Here is a 17,909-nt window from a genome sequence, read left to right as displayed (position 1 = left end):
GGACTAAGCCAACTGGAAACGCTACAAAACGCCGCTGGTCCTGTAATGAATTTCAGAAAGCTCTCTCCTATACAGTTGAATCGTATTCTCTAACCCGAAATACAGTGCGTCGCAGATAAGGGCGTGGCCGATGGAGACTTCCAGCAGGCCAGGTACGTGCTGAGCAAAGTACCGAAGATTGTCCAGGCTCAGGTCATGGCCGGCGTTGAGGCCGAGGCCCAATTCCTGCGCTTTGCGGGCGGCCAGCACAAACGGCGCTACAGCAGCCTCACGGTCGGTTGGATACTGGGTGGCGTAGGGTTCGGTGTACAGCTCAATCCGGTCAGTGCCAACGGCCTTGGCGCCTTCTACCATTCGTTCGTCGGCATCTACGAAGATGGACACCCGTATGCCGTCTTCCTTAAACGTGTCGATCAACTTGCGCAGGTGGTCGGCATGGCGGATCGTATCCCAGCCCGCGTTTGATGTGATGGCGTCAGGCGCGTCGGGTACAAGTGTTACCTGGGCGGGCTTCACGCGCTTTACCAACTCGATAAACCGCTCGTCGGGGTTGCCTTCGATGTTGAATTCGGTGGTGACCACCTCGTGCAGATCCAGCACATCCTGATAACGAATGTGCCGTTCGTCGGGCCGGGGGTGAACGGTAATGCCCTGTGCGCCGAACCGTTCGCAGTCGAGCGCGACCTGGACGAGATTAGGGTTGTTGCCACCCCGCGCATTGCGGATCGTGGCTATTTTGTTGATGTTTACTGACAGACGGGTCATGGTCAATGAACAATGATCAGGTAACAGTGATCAAAGGTTAGTGATGGTAAGGTAACCACGGCTGACCGGTTGCGGTTCGTCGCTATAGCCCTGCTACCAGCGCCTGCATTTTCTGGTACGATGTTTTAGCCACCTGATCGGCGGGCTGGGCGTAATAGTTTTTGTTAAATACTTCGAGTGATAGAACCACCGGCCGGTCGGGGTTTTGAATGATCTTCAGCATCTCGCGAATCGGAGCGACCCCATCGCCGGGATACACGCGGTCGGCATCGGTGATCTGGGCGGGCGCCAGCGTGGATGGGTAATCGTTGACGTGGAATACCTCGATGGCCGGTTTACCCACCATCGGTAAGGCCGTTATGCCTGAGCCACCTTTGTAGAGGTGATACACGTCGAGCAACAGGCGGGCATTGGGGTGGTTGGCTTCGGCGGCCACATACATCACTTCGGAAAGCCGGTTCAGATTCTTCGAGAACCCCCACAGTTCAAGCTGTGGGTTCACGCCCGTTTGCTGTCCCAGTTCGAGGAGCGTGCGGTACCGTTCGGCGGCCCGGTGCAGGTCGATGATCGGTGCGTCGGCATTTTGGGCACCGATGGGTGGTGTCGCCACGCGTTTACAACCGATTTGCGCCAGTTGGTCCATCTCCAGCTTCATCTGATCGAGCCCTTTCTGCCGGGCTGCGGCATCGTCGACAATCCAGGGGGCGAATCCAATAGCGTTTTCGACCGTGATGCCCAGGTCCGACAGGCGACGGCGGGCTTCGGCGGGTGTGTTGGTCTTCAGATAATCCTGCAACGTACCTACCCATACTTCCACCGACCGAAACCCGGCTTTCGACGCTGCTTCCAACTCACCGATAAAGCCCAGTTTCTGGCCTCTGATGGTGCTCATGTTCAGGCAGAGCGTAAATGGAGCGGCCTTCGGCTTGCTGAGTGAAGGTTGCGGTTTCAGGAAAGAGGTGGCGGGTAACGTACCCAGAGCAGCAAGCGTTTGGCGACGGGAAAGACGGGACATTGGTTTGGAAGAGGTTATTTTCAATTAGTTGGTGTTACTGTCATTCGTTGATTTTCGTTGTCGCTCGCCTGTGGCGAGTGACAACGAAGGAGAAGGTTTTACGTGGTTGTGGGTAAAGCCGGTAAACAACAATTCACCGCCCAAGGGCGACGTGGCTTGTTACAGCAAAAAGCACACACAACGATATGACTACTTTAACAAATGCATTGCTGAGCGGACTAGGTGGAGCTGTGGCCCTGAACGTATTGCACGAAACCGTTCGGCAGGTAGAGCCCGAAGCGCCGCGCGTTGATAAACTAGGGAAACGCGGCATCATCAAAATCACAAAAGCCACTGGCCTGCCTACGCCAACCGGCAATGCCTTGTACGCCACCGCGCTGGCGGGTGATCTGACGTCCAATGCCCTGTATTACAGCCTGATCGGTCTGGCGAAGCCACAGGCGATTTGGCCCGTAGGTGCCGTTTTAGGCGCATTGGCGGGTGCCGGTGCCATCACACTGTCGGAGCCAATGGGCCTGGGTAGCGAACCGGTTCGTCGCACGGCTACCACTGCCTCGCTGACGGTAGCCTGGTACGTCGTTGGCGGGTTGGCCACAGCCGCTATCTTTAGCTGGCTAAACCGCCGCTCATGAACCCGCCCAACACCTTTCTGCTTTACGGAGCCAATGGCTACACCGCCCGACTGGTGCTGGAAAAGGTATCCCAGTTTGGCCTGAACCCTATCCTCTGCGGTCGCGATGAGGGTAAGCTTCGCCCACTGGCCGAGCAATACGGCCTTACGTACCGCGTAGCCGATCTGACCGACGAAATTGCCCTGAACAATGCCATGCGTGATGTATCGGTGGTACTCCATTGCGCCGGGCCGTTTTCAAAAACAGCCTTGCCTATGCAACAGGCCTGCCTGCGCAATGGTGTGCATTACCTGGATATCACAGGCGAGATAGCGGTATTCGAGCAGGGAGCGGCGTTAGACCGGCAGGCGCGGGAGAAAGGTGTCATGATCCTGTCGGGTGTGGGGTTTGATGTGGTGCCGACAGATTGTCTGGCCCTGTATCTGCACAACAAACTGCCCGATGCGACGTACCTGCAACTGGCCTTTGCCAACGATGGTGGAGCCTTGTCACACGGAATAGCGCAAACGGCTGTAGATAACCTGGGGCAGGGTGGTCTGGTGCGCGAGAATGGAAAATTGACTGTGGTGCCCTACGCACACAAAGTGCTGAACGTAATCTTCGCCGATGGACAGACATTGCCCTGTATGAGCATCCCTTGGGGCGACGTGTCAACGGCCTATTATACCACAGGCATTCTGAACGTCGAAACGTTTATCGGCAGCACGTCGGCCAGCATTCAGATGGCGAAGCTGGGCAACTCGCTTAACTGGCTGTTACGTCGGAAAGGCGTACAGAAATGGGTGAGCGGGCAAATCACGAAACGCGTGACTGGCCCGGATGAAGCCACCCGGAATAAGGCGAAAACACAGGTATGGGGCCGTGTAGGCAACAAAAACGGTAAAACCGTTGAAGCCAGATTAACCGGCCCGGAAGGCTATACCCTTACTGCCCTCTCAGCCCTGATCATCACTAAAAAAGTGCTTCAGGGAAACGTCAAACCCGGTTTTCAAACGCCCGCTGGCCTCTACGGCGCCAATATGGTGCTGGAAGTCGAAGGCGTCACGCGGGAGGGGTGATGGTAGTTAAGTAGGTGGGTCGATCAGGTTGTGTGTTTTGTCATCCCGACGAGAGGAGGGATGACAAAAAAACGTAATCATGATTATTATGCTTTTCTGACTAGTGCGATTTAGCACCTAAACTCAACAGTATGAACCCACTACACGAATGGCCGGATAGCCCGGAGGCGGCAATTGCCATACAGCAGCAGATACGCGGTCAGGTACGTATTCAGCCGTTGACTGGGCCGGTTGAGACCATTGCGGGCTGCGATATTTCGTTCAACAAGTTCGAGGAGACCGTTTATGCCGGCATCGTGGTGCTGCGGCTCGATACGCTTGAAACCATTGCTGAGGCCACGGCCATTACCACCACATCGTTTCCCTACGTACCTGGCCTGTTATCGTTCCGCGAAATACCAGCCCTGCTCGAGGCCTGGAACAACCTGACTATTATGCCCGATGTGGTTGTGTTTGATGGTCACGGCATTGCGCATCCACGCCGACTGGGTATCGCAGCCCACGCGGGCCTGTGGCTGAACCGGCCGACGCTGGGCTGTGGCAAATCGGTGCTGGTTGGTCGCTACGAAGAGCCCGCGCTCGAACGGGGTTCCTGGTCGCCAATGCTGCATCGGGGCGAAATAATTGGGGCAGCGCTGCGCACGAAGAACAAGGTCAATCCCGTCTACGTGTCGCCAGGTAATCTTATCGATCTGGAAACGTCTGTCTCGCTGATGCTGCAATGCGATGGCGGCTACCGAATTCCCGAACCCACCCGGCGCGCACACAACCTGGTGAACACCGTGCGGCGGGCCTATCTGAATGCATAAATTATGATTGGTGCTATAGTGCACTGCTTCGCGTACGGTCGAAGGGCCTGGCTCGCGAAGCAGTGCACTATAGTGCAAAAGCGTACCTTTGTCTATTCGCAAGTCATTCATTCGCTAATTCGCAATCTACATATGTCGCTTAAGCAACAAATTGATACGGACGTTAAAGAGGCTATGAAAGCCAAAGATCAGGATCGCCTTCGGGCCTTACGGGCTATCAAGTCGATGATCCTGCTCGAAGAAACCAAAGAAGGGGCCGCTGGTGGTGATCTGAAACCGGAAGACGAGATCAAGCTGCTCTCGAAAGCCGTTAAACAGCGCAAAGATTCGGCGGATATCTACCGGCAACAGGGTCGCGCCGATTTGTTGGCCACCGAAGAAGCCGAAATCGCCGTGATCGAGAAATACCTGCCGAAACAACTGTCGGAAGATGAATTACGGACACAAGTGCAGGCCGTTATCGCTCAAGTAGGCGCTACCGGTCCCGGTGACATGGGCAAAGTCATTGGCGCCGCCAATAAAGCACTGGCCGGACAGGCCGACGGTAAGTCCATCGCCGCGATGGTGAAGAGTCTGTTGTAGGGCATAGGGCATGGGGCTTAGGGCATGGGGTGATCCCGCGAAAACAATACCCCTTCCCCTAGGCCCCCTTCCCCAAGCTAAAAAGTGCTAAATTGAGGTACGTTAAACGGCCGTGGATATGATCACTGAAAATCCTGTTTCTCACCAAGCGCATCAGGAGATACCCAATGCGCTACTTTACGAAGTGCTCAACGGAAAACCTCTGTATTACCGGGGCTATAAAGATGTATTGGCCGGCGTATCAACCATCGAGTCCGTTATGGGGAGTAGTGATTTACAGGGTTCAATCGTATCGTTGTTGAATGCGGTTATCTGGAACGGAATTGATCGAAGCAAGTACCGGACCGTTTCAAATGAGACAGGATTACAGCTTGGCAAAGGCGATTATGTGTCCGTTGATATTGGTATTTTCGAGAAGAGTCTGGTGCCTGTTCTGAAGGGCAGGTATTTCGATGTTCCTCCCAGCGTGGTTGTTGAAGTCGACATAAAAATTGACCTTGATGTGGTGCACGAATGGGATTATGTTGCCCAGAAAACACGCGAGTTATTTCAGTTTGGCGTGCAACGTGTTCTCTGGATTATGACCAAGTCACGTCAGGTGCTGGTGGCCGCTCCCGGGCAGGATTGGCTGATCACCGATCTGACAAAAGATGTGCTTATTATTGATGAGTTCAGTTTGAATATCCAACAGGTATTTGATGAAGACGGACTGGTCTTTTAACGTACCTGCGCCTGTGGCTACCATCGATATTCTTATTCTGATTCCGCTGCTATGGGGGGCATATAACGGGTACCGGAAAGGACTGCTTGTCGAGATTGTGGCCATCATAGCCTTTGTGGTGGCCCTTATCATTGGGTTTAAGTTTCTGCAATTCGGCATTGACCTGCTGGCTCCCTACATCAGCCGCGAACTGGCCCGGAAATTTTTGCCCTGGCTAGGCTTCTCCATTATCTTCTTCCCCGTCGTTTTCATGATCAACCGCATGGGCTATTCCCTGCGGCGATCGCTCCGGTACACCCTGCTGGGTACGTTCGATAGCCTGGCCGGTGCAGCCGTTGGCATATTCACCTGGGTTTTTGGAATTAGTGTGATTCTCTGGCTGTTCAGCTTTATGAACGTCCGCATGCCGCCCAACCAAACCCGCGACAGTTTTATGTACCCATTGCTGCGCCCCGTGGCGCCGAAGGTCATGAACGTTGCCACGGTCTGGATGCCGAAAGGCCTGGAGGCGGGACGGAAATTTAAGAAAGAACAGTTACCAACAACGCCATGATAACGACCGAGGAACCTGCTCAAATCCTGGCCCCGGCTGTGCCCGCCCAACTGATTCGCGAAACACTGAACGGCAGACCGCTCTATTACAAAGGCTACCGCGACGTGCTGGCTGGTCGGGCCAAACCACAGGAAATTATGGGAGGTAGTGATTTACAAAGTGTATTGGTAACGGCAATTGTTGCCACCTTATGGAGCCGCGTTGACCGGAAGCGATATAAACTCGCTTCGAGTGAAGCCGGGCTGCACATGGGCCAGGGCAACAATTTCGCGGCCAACATTGCCATCTTCGACAAGGCAACGCTTCCCGCCCTGAAAGGAAAATACTTCGATGTGCCACCTAAAGTGATGATCGAGGTGGATATCAGGATTGAGTGGGACGGACCGACCGATAGTGTGAATTACCTCCTTGAAAAATCGCAGAAGCTGTTCGAATTCGGCGTTGAACGGGTACTGTGGGTGTTGACTACCTCACGTAAAATCGTAGTCATGCAGGCGGGTCAGGATAGCATCATTACCGATTGGAGCAACGACGTTCTGGTGCTGGAAGACTGCACACTCAACATAAAAAATCTCCTCGATGAGGAAGAGATCGTCTACTAGTGAAACAGGATATTCGAAAATATAGCCCCGCGCAACTCACCGACTGGTTTAAGCAGCATGGCGAGCAGGCCTTTCGGGCCAAGCAGGTACACGAGTGGTTGTGGAAGAAATCGGCACGGTCATTTGGCGAGATGAGCAATCTGGGCCTGGCCCTGCGCGAAAAACTCGATACCCACTTCGCCATCAACTCACTCTCGGTTGCTACCGAGCAACGCAGCAACGATGGCACCATCAAATCGTCGTTCAAGCTGTATGACGGCAATCTGGTCGAAGGCGTGCTCATTCCGGCCCTGCGTACGGATGACCAGGATCGAATGACGGCCTGTGTATCGAGCCAGGTGGGTTGTTCATTGACCTGTAAGTTCTGTGCAACGGGCTACATGGACCGCAAACGCAACCTCGACGCCGCCGAGATCTACGATCAGGTTGTCGAGATTGACCGGCAGGCCAAAACCACGTTCAACGCGCCCCTGACCAACATCGTGTACATGGGCATGGGCGAACCATTACTGAATTACAAAAACGTCATCGAATCGGTTGACCGCATCACCTCGCCCGACGGGTTGGGTATGTCGCCTAAACGTCTTACGATCTCAACGGCGGGTATTGCCAAGATGATCAAACAACTGGGCGATGATCAGGTGAAGACCAATTTGGCCTTGTCGTTGCACGCGGCTAATGATGTAAAGCGCGACCAGATTATGCCCATCAACGAGAGTAATTCGCTGAATAACCTGGCCGATGCGCTCCAGTATTTCTATCGCAAAACCGGTACCCGCGTTACGTTCGAGTACATCGTTTTCTACAATTTCAACGATACGCTGCAGGACGCGAAAGAACTGTACGAGTTTACGAAGCGCGTACCGGCCAAAATCAATATTATCGAGTATAACCCAATTGCTGAAGCGAACTTCAAGAACACCGATCCACAGACGCTCGACAAGTTTGCCGGTTTCCTGGATAGCCGGGGCATTACGGTGAATATCCGCCGGAGCCGGGGCAAAGATATCGACGCGGCCTGTGGTCAACTGGCCGGAAAAGAAAAAGTAAAAGACGAGGCTGCTTTGTAAGTCATCTGGTCGATATTAACTGGTCAAAGAAAGGCTCCTGGTTAAACTATGGAGCCTTTTCTGTACCTTATTCTTAATATCTACTGTTTCTGTAGATTTTATAGAACAACGAAAGCGTGGGGTGGTTAGGCGGGTAGTACTACATGCAAAACCAACATACGTTATGATCCTGAAAATGGACCGGCTGCCAATTGAGCTGTCAACACCAACCAACCCTTCGGCCAATGATGCGGCCGCCGTACAGGAGCTTTTGGGTGGGAAATTCGGGGAAATGTCGACCCTGATGAACTACACCTATCAGTCGTTCAATTTTCGGGGACGCAAAAAATTACGTCCTTTCTACGATCTGATCTGCAGTATTGCTGGTGAAGAGTATGGCCATATCGAAGTGGTTTCGTACACAATCAACCTCCTGTTGACCGGCGTATCGAAACGAGGTATCGATCCAACCATTGCGCCCCTGGCCGATGGTGTAAACGCGCGTAATACGTATCATTTCAATAACAGCGGCCAGACGGCTCTGCCAATGGATTCGATGGGTAAGTTCTGGTCGGGCGATAACGTATTCAGTAGCGGAAACCTGAAGCTCGATCTGCTCCATAACTTCTTCCTGGAATGTGGTGCGCGGGCAGGTAAAATGCGTACCTACGAAATGGTATCTGACCCAACCGCCCGCGAAATGGTGGGTTATCTGTTGGTTCGTGGTGGTTTGCATGTGGTGGCCTATGCCAAAGCGCTGGAACTGTTGACGGGCGTTGAGGTAACGAAATTGCTGCCTATCCCTGACTTGAGCAACGACAAATTTCCAGAAGCGAAGAAGCATATGGAAAATAAGATGCACTTGAAGTTGTATACCTTCAGTCAGGAAGATTACACGCAGGTTGGTCAGATCTGGCACGGTAATCACCCCGAAGATGGTCAGCCGCTCGAAGTGATTCAGGGAGCTATTCCTGGTCATCCTGTGCCGGACCTCGACGAGGAACCACAGCTCAATGCCCCTGGCTCAGATGAGTATGAATACGACCCACAGATGTTTGCCGATATGGCGAAGAAAATGGGCATAAAGCCATAAGTTCACTGTTCTGAGCCTGTCAGGAATCGCGGCGAACGAGCCTGGTCGAGGGGCAAAGGGAGAAATACTCCGTTCTAACGCAAAAAGCAGCCTGTTTTATCAACAGGCTGCTTTTTGCGTTAGAAATGCTAATGCTAAGAATATACCACTTCGTCAGTTACTTCAACGAATCTTTACGGGCCTCTTTGGCCGCTTCGTTATATTCTTTATTAGCCGAATCCAGATCGGCTTTATCGTCACGAATATCACTGGTGTCGCCCTCGGCGCGTGATTCGTTCAGGTCTTCTTTTGCTTCCTGCACCTCTTCGGCTTTGTTTTCCTTCTTCGAATCGCAGGCTACAAATGATGTTGTTGCCATGAAGGCTAATGCTAAGCCCAGTACATACTGTTTGGTTTTCATAATCTGATTTTTGGTGAAAATAACCAATTTCACAAACCCGAAGGTTAGGAAGGAAGTTAGAAAATTTGAGCCAGTGGCCGTTTAGGGCAGCGTACGCGTCAGCCGTTTTTCGTAGCAGACAAATCGCAGGCCAGGTCTGAAATCGAGGCCAATTTCACCAGCATACACGTACCCAAGCGCGGGGAAGAGCCGTTGCGTGGCTTGGTTCTGCGTGTTGGTATCGATCCGTAAAATGGGAATATCGCGTTGCCGGGCAACTTCGTCTGCCTGTAAAAGTAGTGCCCTGGCTACGCCCTGTCTGCGAAATGCCGGGTCAACGGCCAGCCGGTGCGTTACGATAGCCGGTTCGTTAATATCCCAGCCTACTTCAGCGTATGTTGGTTCCTGATCGGTCGTGATGGCCGATACGCCCGCCAGTTGCCCGTCAACGTCGGCTACCCAAAGCTGCTGTTTGGCAACGTCGTCGATGAAAACGGCCTCGTTCGGGTACGTATCGTCCCACTGGAAATTACCTGCTTGCTGCATAAGCGGAACAACCCGCTTTACCAAAACCAACAAGGCAGGTACGTCGTCGAAAGTCGCTAATCGAATAATCATTGAATTGAAAGTGCCCTTATTATTATTGCTGGCTATTTGTTGCAAACTAACCAACGAATAGCCAGCAATAATAATAAGGGCACCGTAGCTGAATGACTTTCGGGTCAATCCAATCCGGGCCGTTTAAAGGCGCGGGCGTTCGGGAAAAGCATTTCGATCTGACGGCCCAACCGGCTCAGGATTGATAGGGTATTCAGCAGGTCGTCTGTTGTTTCGGGATAGTAAGCCATCACAGTTTGCCAAGCCTTCAGCGACTGATCGATGCTAACCAATACCAGCTTGGCTTTACCGTCATAATAGGAAAGCAGGTATTCGTCGTCTGTTTGTTCTTCTACTGCTCTAAGCGCGGCCTTAGTCTTGACCGGGATCAGCGTACGATACCAGCGAATCTGCTCGTAAGCATCGCGAAGGTTGTTTAACAGAATCATGGCCTCATCTTCAGTACGGATTCCTAATTGTACATCGCGAAGCTGCTGCTGACCAGCCCGTTCGAGCAACCCTTTCTCAATAAGCAGCCAGGAGCCGGTTTGTTTTAGATACGATGTTGCCAGTGTGGCTACCGGATGGTCTTTCGTTTGGTGCCGACGATTCAGAACGGCTTCTTCCAGCGTCATTTTTTCATCTGATGATGGAGTTGCCGGTAAAAACGAAGAGGAAGCTTTGTGTAGCGTGTCGATATACTGCTTCGTCATGTTAAGTGCTTCGGTCAGCTGTTCGACTAGCGACGTGTTGGGGTCCGGCGCCTTAATCCCACTTTCCTGTTGTAACTGAAAGCTGCGACAACGGTTTGTAAGCGGGCAGCGTTCGCACCAGGAATCGCAATAATTGTAGATGCCAGGAATCAGATCCGGCTTTGTTGGAAGCTCAGCGTTGGCAATCATCTCGAAGTAGGTTTTTGTTACGGTAGTGTTAATCTACCGTAAATATAGACAGCTGGATTATAGTAAGGTTTATCTTATATCAATATTAATTAGACTTAATTTTAGTCGACTAGTTTATATTAGTTGACTGAGTTATAAATAATCAGTGCATAAAACGTACCAACATGTCATCATTTAACAAACAAGTCGTTCTCATAACCGGCGCTGGGTCGGGCATTGGTCGGGCTACGGCGCTGGCCTTTGCGCAGGCGGGGGCGCGCATTGTCGTGTCGGACGTAAACGGCTCCAATGGGCAGCAAACAGTGGAGCTCATCAGGCAGGCGGGTGGAGAGGCTACCTACATACATTGTGATGTGGCTGATCCTGAACAGCATACGGCGGCGGTTGCATTTGCCGTAGGTACGTTCGGTCGGCTCGATGTGGCCGTAAACAATGCCGGAATTGGTGGTCGTTTTGCCCGGTTGATCGATCAGACCGTGAGTGACTGGGAGCAGATGATGGCCGTGAACCTGGGTAGTGTTTTCTATGGCTTACAGGCTCAGATTCGCCAGATGGTGCAGCAGCCAGAAGGGGGCCGAATCGTAAACGTGTCGAGTATTGCGGGGGTAAAAGGCATGCCAATGGGGGCGCCCTACAGCGCTGCCAAGCACGGCGTAATTGGCCTGACGAAGACGGCGGCGCTCGAATACGTAAAGAAGAATATTCGTGTGAATGCGATCTGCCCGGTGTACACCCACTCGGCGATGGTGCAGGAACTAATGAGTACAGCCCCGGAAATGGAAGAACGGATGCGGCGCGTTATTCCAATGGGGCGTTTTGGCCAACCCGAAGAGATTGCGCAGGCTATTATGTGGCTTTGCGCCCCGGAAAATGATTTCTGTACTGGCCAGGCCATTCAGATGGACGGCGGCATGACGGCGGGATGAAAAAATAGTTTACTGTTTACAGTTTGCCGTTTACTGTTACTTCGCTAATTCAAGAACTTTGAGCTAGCGAAGCAACAGTAAACGGCAAACTGTAAACAGTAAACTATTTTTTAGTATCGCTTCTTCTTATCGCCGTTGTTTCCCGACTCGCGAGGCTTGTCGAAACGGTCGGGCGACGTAGATAGAGAGGCTGTCCAGGGCTTCCAGCGCGAATCTTCGGCGCTGGTTGAAGCGCTTTGGGTATTCCGGTTATCGCGGCGTGGGTTGCGGTTACCACCAGCGGGCCTGTTTTCAGGACGTGGGCTATTGGTCCGATTTGGATTCGACGGCTGACCGGCCGGACGAGCTGGCTGCTCGGCGCGAGGCTGACCCTGTGCCGGGCGTGCTCCGTCTCTGCGACTGTCGTTGCCGCGACCTTGTGGTTGTCCGTTACGACCCCCACCAGTCTGCCCACCCTCACGTGGGCCACGGCCACCGCGACCCTGCTTAGGCTCTGGTTTTGGTGGTTTAGCCCATTCAATTGGGTCCAGGTTATCTGATTTATATGGGTTTTCCTGTGCCACGGGCACAACCTTGCCAATCAGCTTCTGAATGTCTTTCAGGTATGCCCGCTCATCGGTTTCGCAGAACGAAATAGCAATGCCACTGGCGCCGGCGCGACCCGTACGGCCAATCCGGTGCACATAGCTTTCCGGAATGTTTGGCAGTTCGTAGTTAAACACGTGCGACAGGCTGTCGATATCGATACCCCGCGCGGCAATGTCAGTGGCGACCAAGACGCGGGTAGTATGATCTTTGAAGTTGGTCAGTGCGCGTTGACGGGCGTTTTGCGCTTTGTTACCATGAATCGCCTCGGTTTTTACGCCGTGCTTGTTCAGGAATTCGGCTACTTTATCGGCGCCGTGTTTCGTGCGGCTGAACACTAGCGCAGAGGCAATGCTTTTGTCTTCGAGCAAGTGGAGCAGCAGGCTGCGCTTGTCGTCTTTCTCCACCATATACACCACCTGGGCTACCGTATCGGCTGTCGACGAAGCGGGCGTAACCTCCACTTTGGCGGGGTTGGTCAGAATCGTGTCAGCCAGCTTCACAATTTCGGGGGGCATGGTGGCCGAGAAGAACAGCGACTGCCGCTGGGCAGGCAATTGGGCCAATACCTTCCGAACATCGTGGATGAAACCCATGTCGAGCATGCGGTCTGCTTCATCGAGTACAAAAAACTCGATATGCTTCAGGTTCACAAAGCCCTGATTCATCAGATCGAGCAGGCGGCCCGGTGTGGCGGTCAGGATGTCGATGCCATTACGAAGGGCATCTGTTTGTGATTTCTGACCAACGCCACCGAAAATAACGGCATGGCGGAGGTCGAGGTGGCGGCCATAAGCGGCAAGGCTCTCATCGATCTGGATGGCAAGCTCGCGCGTTGGCGTAAGAATCAGGGCTTTGATCTTGTTCGACCACTGACCTGACTGCTTTTTTGTATAGAGCCGTTGAAGGGTCGGAATCGAAAAGGCGGCGGTTTTTCCGGTGCCTGTCTGGGCGCATCCGAGCAGGTCACGGCCTGCATTGACTAACGGGATGGCTTGTTCCTGAATCGGGGTTGGGGTAGTGTATCCTTCTTCGGCGAGGGCCTCAAGGATAGGCGAAATAATCGCTAATTCGTTGAAATTCATTAAGTTGGGGTGATGCTGAAAAGGGGGCTGCAAAAGCCATGCCTAAACCCCACCACGGAGTGTATAACACCTTAACTACGAAGTATCTGGCTGGTTAGTTCCGTATACCACATGGGGTTGGGTACGTTCTACAGGCCTGAAAATAAGTAAAAGGAGGTTCTTCTAATGAATCGCGCACGATCCACTGGGCTACCTGCGCTTTTTCAATCCACGACAGGCGGCTCAGTAATTGATCAATTCCCAAAATGGCTATGCTCATGGAGCAAGGCTGACCAGTTCTTTCAATTCATCGTCGGAGAGGTCGCCGAGCCAGGTTTCGCCGGTCTTAACGCTGAGGTCGGCCAGTTCTTTTTTCGATCGGATCATGGCGTCGATCTTCTCTTCCAGCGTACCCTGATTCATGAGGCGATATACCAGCACGTTTTTGGTTTGGCCAATCCGGAAAGCCCGGTCGGTGGCCTGATTCTCAACAGCAGGGTTCCACCACAGATCGAAGTGAACAACGTGGTTGGCCTGCGTGAGGTTGAGGCCGGTTCCGCCTGCTTTCAACGAGAGAATGAACGTATGGTCTGACCGGTTTTTCTGGAACTGTTCTACCATCTCGTCGCGGTCGGCGCGCGACGTACCTCCGTGCAGGAAGAGGGGCTCCTGGCCAAACGCCTGCTGGATAAACTGCTGCAGTAGCTCGCCCATTTCGCGGTACTGCGTGAAGATCAACACCTTTTCATGGCTGGCGTAGATCGTTTCGAGCAGGTTCAGCAGCAGCGTTACCTTGCCCGACAGCGCCGGGTTCTGATTCCCTTTTTTCAGATACTGATGCGGGTGGTTGCCAATCTGTTTCAGGGCGGTCATCAGCTTCAAGACCAGACCACGCCGGGCAATGCCGTCTTTTTCTTCGATAGCCCGCATGCTCTCGGCCACTACGCTCTGGTACAATGCCGCCTGTTCGGGCGTAAGGGCACAAAACTGGTTGTTCTCGATCTTGTCGGGCAGGTCGCTGATGATGCTTTTGTCGGTTTTGACACGGCGGAGCAAAAACGGGCTGGTCACACGTCGGAACAACTCGAGCTTGTGCTGGTCGCGCTCCTGCTGAATGGGTTTGCCAAACTCCTCATTGAACTTGCTGGCCCCGCCCAGATACCCCTTGTTTACGAAGTCCATGATGCTCCAGAACTCCGACAGGCGGTTTTCTACGGGTGTTCCGCTGAGGGCAATACGTACCTGACCTTTCAGCGTTTTCACGGCTTTGGTTTGCTCGGTATCGCTGTTCTTAATGTTCTGCGCCTCATCGATGATCAGTACCGACCAGGTTGTCTTTTTCAGCGTTTCCAGGTCGGAGCGCACCACGCCGTAGGTGGTCAGAATCAGGTCATTCGCGGCGGCCGCTTTTCCCTCAGGCATCTTGCGGTTGGGGCCGTGGTACACGTGTGCTTTCAGGTCGGGCGCAAATTTGGCGATCTCCTTCTGCCAGTTTGTCAATAGGGTTGTAGGCAACACCACCAGCCCCTTTTGCTTCATAAAACGGCCTTCCTGCTTAAATTTCAACAGCAGCGAAATCACCTGAAGCGTTTTGCCAAGGCCCATATCGTCGGCCAGGAGGCTACCCATGCCGAGGGTAGTGTTCTTCAACAGCCACTCGTAGCCGCGTTGCTGGTACGGGCGCAACTGTGCATTTAACCGGTCGGGGAGGGGCTGGGTTTGGGCTTCGGTAAATTGCTTCAGTATACCCTGCACGTCGGCGCTGATACCAATGCGGTTGCCCTGGTATTCTTCGGCCATCGCCGCCCGCAGCAAGTCGGTTCCACTGAGCTCGGCGGGGCGCGTCAGTTGCTTCTGGAGTCGGCCCAGATCAGTGGGGTCAATCAATACATACTGGTCCTTGATCTTCACCAGGCCGGTGCGGTTGTTCACCAGCGACTCAAATTCCTGGTAGTCGAGCATCTGATCGCCAACGGCCACCTGCCAGTCGAAGGTTAGCATATCGTCGAGCTTCATGAAAGCCGTGCTGGCCGCCGCGGTAGACTTGGCCTTGAGGCGGCCACCCACCTGCGGACGTACCCAGTGTTGCAACGAACGCGGCAGCATGAGCGAGATACCGAGTAACTGCATCCTGGGCAGCTTCTCGAGCAGAATTTTCACAAAATCATCTGGCGCATAGCTGAGATACGATGGGCTGTTTTTCTTTGTCAGTTTGGCCAGGTCGGGAAAATGCCGCGATAATACCAGCAAGTCCTGCAACACGGCCATACGAATGTTCTGATGTGGTTTTTCATCCAGAATCTCGGTCAGCGGAATCGGTGTCGACAGGCCGTCGGCGGCTTCGCGGTCGCGGATGAGCAGGCTGAGTTTGAACACCTCGCCAAACTCCGCTTCTTCGATGGCCAGAATGGGCACGAAGCGTTTTTGCGTCAGAAAGAAGTCGTTGAGCCACAGCTGCATAGCCAACGGTTTCTCGCGCTTGCCAAAGCCTTCCAGTTTCAGAATTTCCTGCCCGAAGAATAGCCGGTCGGCATCTTCCAGCGGCCAGCGCTCCCAGAGCTCAACAGTGGGTTGCTTCACGGGCTGACGCAACAGTAATGAACAGAGCATCAGTACGTGCTCGGCGGGCGAGCCCGGCGACATAATGTCTTTCTGCCAGCGAACCGTCAGCAGTTCGGGCGGTAGCTGGGTGGCCAGCGCATCGGTGAGGCGGCGAATGGTTTCGTTGAGCGTAGCGGGTAACCAACGTACCCGGTATTGATTGCCATCGGTGCCCACACGCAGGATCTGCGGGACCACGGCCCCCCGGCGGAGCAGCGCGGCCGTAAACTGACGCGTCAGGTAAAGAGCACGTACCGAATCGCTCATGTCGGGCCAATCGGTTTCGGTGAGGTCACCGAGCCAGCCCATCAGATCGGCAATGGCAAAATGGGGTAGCGGGCGCGCCTCGCCGTGTTCACTGAAAATATTGATCTTCCGCAGATCGAGCAGTTCGTCGAGCTGTAGCTCGATACTATCGCTGGGTTCGGGGTGGCTTACCACCACTTTATCCACTACGGGTTTACTGAATAGTTTATACGCTTTGCCTAGATCCTTGTGGAAGTTGCTTTTCGTAAACGTCACTTCGGGTTCCAGCAAGCCAAGCAATGAATCGCTTAAGGTTGGAATGGTAGCGAAATCAAGCTCTGTGCGAGCGGTTTCATTGGGCGTCCAGTCTTCATCATCGGGCAGGTCGTCGGTATACAGATCCGTCACTGTCAGTACTGATTCCATACCCCCCGCCCCGAAATTCTCCGTTGCCAGTTCGGCCAGCAGATCAAGGCCTTTCAGCAGAAAAACCAGAAACGGATTCTGATCGATTTCGTTGGCAATGAGATAAATAACGGCTGCCAGATGCTTGCAGGGCATGGCATAATCGGGGCACGAACAGCCCGCCTGCAGCTCGGTGAACGAGCGCGGAAACAACCGAATGCCGCGCTGGTCGGCAAACTGGATCAGTTCGGGGGGGAGTTGCCGGTTTAGCAACTGCGCCAGTAACGCGGGGTTCTGCCTGATTTCGGCCAGAAGCGCGTCGTTCTCGGATTTCTCGAAAAGCCTGACCGTCAGTTTAGTTTTATAGGGGCGTGGTTTGCTGCCCTGCACCTGAGCACTGATCTGGTTGGTCTCGATTTTCAGCGCTCTGACGGCTCCTTTGTTGGCGTATGTTTTACCCCGTGGCAGACGGTTCCCTTCATCGATACTGGTCAGTGCCTGAAGCCATTGCTGACCCCACCAGGTTTTACCATACGTAATGCGTTCGGCCATTTAATTAAGTCTACTGGTTAGTTGATCAGAGCAAGAAATGCCGGTAGTGAACCAACCGTCACTTCAGCTAAATCGACACTCTTCAAAACGGCGAAATGGGTATCGCTTGTGATTAGATAATCGACCCTTGCTGCTACAGCAACGTCGACGGGCTGATCATCGTCGTGACCGAACGGAGTAAGCTAACCTGAAATGAGTTTCGTTTTCTCTGGGGTGCCGCTGCTATCTGTTCCATAAACCGGGTACGTTGCCTAGTGTAACAAGAAACGAACAAAATCTGGTTCTATATCGATGTAACAACCCAAAACGCTGCGACCGACCCCTACACATCCCAACTGTAATAGTTGTGCTCTTCGTCGAGCACAAAGCCCGCTCGGGGATATAAACGGTTGCCAATCAGGTTCGTTTGGGCGGTTTCCAGTATCAACCCGCAGGCCTTGGTTTCGCGACAAAGTTGCCTGGCTGCATCGATCAAAGCGAGCGAATGGCCCTGACCGCGGTGATCGGCATGGACAAACAGGTCGTTGAGCAGCCAGAGCCGCTTCATGCGGGTCGAGGAGAAAAGCGGATAGAGTTGCACGAAACCCGCCAACGTACCTGAATCTGTTTCAGCCACAAAGACGACAGACTCTTTACGGTCCATCCGGTCGGCCAGAAATTGTCTTCCTTCAGCCAGGGCAGTCGGTTTTTCGTAGAAGATGCGGTACTCGTTAAACAAATAGGCTACTGAGTCGAGGTCAGCGGGAGTGGCAGGGCGGGTCATTCAGACGGAA

19 protein-coding genes are annotated in these 17,909 nt (G+C 53.4%); 10 read left to right on the top strand and 9 right to left on the bottom strand.

Annotated elements, in window-relative coordinates:
* Positions 1-21: 21 nt before the first annotated feature.
* Entirely contained in the window at positions 22-765 is a 744-nt protein-coding gene (locus tag J2I46_RS15695) for a pyridoxine 5'-phosphate synthase (RefSeq protein WP_207329984.1), read from the bottom strand.
* An 82-nt stretch (positions 766-847) separates the two neighbouring features.
* Positions 848-1,780 (bottom strand): sugar phosphate isomerase/epimerase family protein, encoded by a 933-nt coding sequence (locus J2I46_RS15690; protein ID WP_207329983.1) that lies wholly within the window; start codon positions 1,778-1,780, stop codon positions 848-850.
* A 185-nt stretch (positions 1,781-1,965) separates the two neighbouring features.
* Between J2I46_RS15690 and J2I46_RS15685 the strand changes: the two genes are divergently transcribed.
* The 9 genes from J2I46_RS15685 to J2I46_RS15645 all read left to right on the top strand — a co-directional run bounded on the left by J2I46_RS15685 (position 1,966) and on the right by J2I46_RS15645 (position 8,879).
* Complete coding sequence (locus J2I46_RS15685) at positions 1,966-2,412, top strand: hypothetical protein (protein WP_207329982.1); 447 nt, start codon at positions 1,966-1,968, stop codon at positions 2,410-2,412.
* A complete protein-coding gene (locus tag J2I46_RS15680; protein ID WP_207329981.1) occupies positions 2,409-3,470 on the top strand; it encodes a saccharopine dehydrogenase family protein in 1,062 nt (353 codons plus the stop codon). The genes J2I46_RS15685 and J2I46_RS15680 overlap by 4 nt, the downstream gene beginning before the upstream one ends.
* A 131-nt stretch (positions 3,471-3,601) precedes the next feature.
* Entirely contained in the window at positions 3,602-4,279 is a 678-nt protein-coding gene (gene nfi / locus J2I46_RS15675; protein WP_207329980.1) for a deoxyribonuclease V, read from the top strand.
* A gap of 132 nt (positions 4,280-4,411) precedes the next feature.
* Positions 4,412-4,861: a GatB/YqeY domain-containing protein gene (locus tag J2I46_RS15670; RefSeq protein WP_207329979.1), complete on the top strand. Its 450-nt coding sequence runs from the start codon at positions 4,412-4,414 to the stop codon at positions 4,859-4,861.
* A gap of 118 nt (positions 4,862-4,979) precedes the next feature.
* On the top strand, positions 4,980-5,582 hold the full coding sequence (locus J2I46_RS15665) for a Uma2 family endonuclease (RefSeq protein ID WP_207329978.1): 603 nt from the start codon (positions 4,980-4,982) through the stop codon (positions 5,580-5,582).
* Positions 5,560-6,135 carry a CvpA family protein gene (locus J2I46_RS15660; protein ID WP_229379782.1) on the top strand — a complete coding sequence of 192 codons (576 nt, stop codon included), beginning with the start codon at positions 5,560-5,562 and terminating at the stop codon, positions 6,133-6,135. The genes J2I46_RS15665 and J2I46_RS15660 overlap by 23 nt, the downstream gene beginning before the upstream one ends.
* Positions 6,132-6,737, top strand: a complete 606-nt coding sequence (locus tag J2I46_RS15655) for a Uma2 family endonuclease (RefSeq protein ID WP_207329977.1) — start codon at positions 6,132-6,134, stop codon at positions 6,735-6,737. The genes J2I46_RS15660 and J2I46_RS15655 overlap by 4 nt, the downstream gene beginning before the upstream one ends.
* Positions 6,737-7,807, top strand: coding sequence for a dual-specificity RNA methyltransferase RlmN (gene rlmN, locus J2I46_RS15650; RefSeq protein WP_207329976.1), 1,071 nt, complete (start codon positions 6,737-6,739; stop codon positions 7,805-7,807). The genes J2I46_RS15655 and rlmN overlap by 1 nt, the downstream gene beginning before the upstream one ends.
* A gap of 163 nt (positions 7,808-7,970) precedes the next feature.
* Complete coding sequence (locus J2I46_RS15645) at positions 7,971-8,879, top strand: manganese catalase family protein (RefSeq protein ID WP_207329975.1); 909 nt, start codon at positions 7,971-7,973, stop codon at positions 8,877-8,879.
* 157 nt (positions 8,880-9,036) lie between these two features.
* Here J2I46_RS15645 and J2I46_RS15640 read toward each other — a convergent pair whose 3' ends face one another.
* From J2I46_RS15640 to J2I46_RS15630, 3 genes are all read right to left on the bottom strand, one after another.
* Positions 9,037-9,279 (bottom strand): hypothetical protein, encoded by a 243-nt coding sequence (locus tag J2I46_RS15640; protein ID WP_207329974.1) that lies wholly within the window; start codon positions 9,277-9,279, stop codon positions 9,037-9,039.
* A gap of 81 nt (positions 9,280-9,360) precedes the next feature.
* Complete coding sequence (locus J2I46_RS15635) at positions 9,361-9,876, bottom strand: GNAT family N-acetyltransferase (protein WP_207329973.1); 516 nt, start codon at positions 9,874-9,876, stop codon at positions 9,361-9,363.
* A gap of 104 nt (positions 9,877-9,980) precedes the next feature.
* Positions 9,981-10,757, bottom strand: coding sequence for a hypothetical protein (locus J2I46_RS15630; RefSeq protein WP_207329972.1), 777 nt, complete (start codon positions 10,755-10,757; stop codon positions 9,981-9,983).
* A 164-nt stretch (positions 10,758-10,921) separates the two neighbouring features.
* Between J2I46_RS15630 and J2I46_RS15625 the strand changes: the two genes are divergently transcribed.
* Positions 10,922-11,683, top strand: a complete 762-nt coding sequence (locus J2I46_RS15625; protein WP_207329971.1) for an SDR family NAD(P)-dependent oxidoreductase — start codon at positions 10,922-10,924, stop codon at positions 11,681-11,683.
* Between the two features lie 110 nt (positions 11,684-11,793).
* Here J2I46_RS15625 and J2I46_RS15620 read toward each other — a convergent pair whose 3' ends face one another.
* The 4 genes from J2I46_RS15620 to J2I46_RS15605 all read right to left on the bottom strand — a co-directional run bounded on the left by J2I46_RS15620 (position 11,794) and on the right by J2I46_RS15605 (position 17,899).
* Positions 11,794-13,353, bottom strand: a complete 1,560-nt coding sequence (locus tag J2I46_RS15620) for a DEAD/DEAH box helicase (protein ID WP_207329970.1) — start codon at positions 13,351-13,353, stop codon at positions 11,794-11,796.
* Between the two features lie 94 nt (positions 13,354-13,447).
* Positions 13,448-13,612, bottom strand: a complete 165-nt coding sequence (locus J2I46_RS15615) for a hypothetical protein (RefSeq protein WP_207329969.1) — start codon at positions 13,610-13,612, stop codon at positions 13,448-13,450.
* Positions 13,609-17,136 (bottom strand): DEAD/DEAH box helicase, encoded by a 3,528-nt coding sequence (locus tag J2I46_RS15610; RefSeq protein ID WP_207329968.1) that lies wholly within the window; start codon positions 17,134-17,136, stop codon positions 13,609-13,611. Before J2I46_RS15610 ends, J2I46_RS15615 begins: the two co-directional genes overlap by 4 nt.
* Positions 17,137-17,458: 322 nt before the next feature.
* Positions 17,459-17,899: a GNAT family N-acetyltransferase gene (locus J2I46_RS15605; protein WP_207329967.1), complete on the bottom strand. Its 441-nt coding sequence runs from the start codon at positions 17,897-17,899 to the stop codon at positions 17,459-17,461.
* Between the last annotated feature and the right edge of the window lie 10 nt (positions 17,900-17,909).

The organism is Fibrella forsythiae, assembly GCF_017353175.1.
In the GTDB taxonomy this organism is placed as follows: Bacteria; Bacteroidota; Bacteroidia; order Cytophagales; family Spirosomataceae; genus Fibrella; species Fibrella forsythiae.
This window is presented reverse-complemented; position numbering and strand designations above follow the sequence as displayed.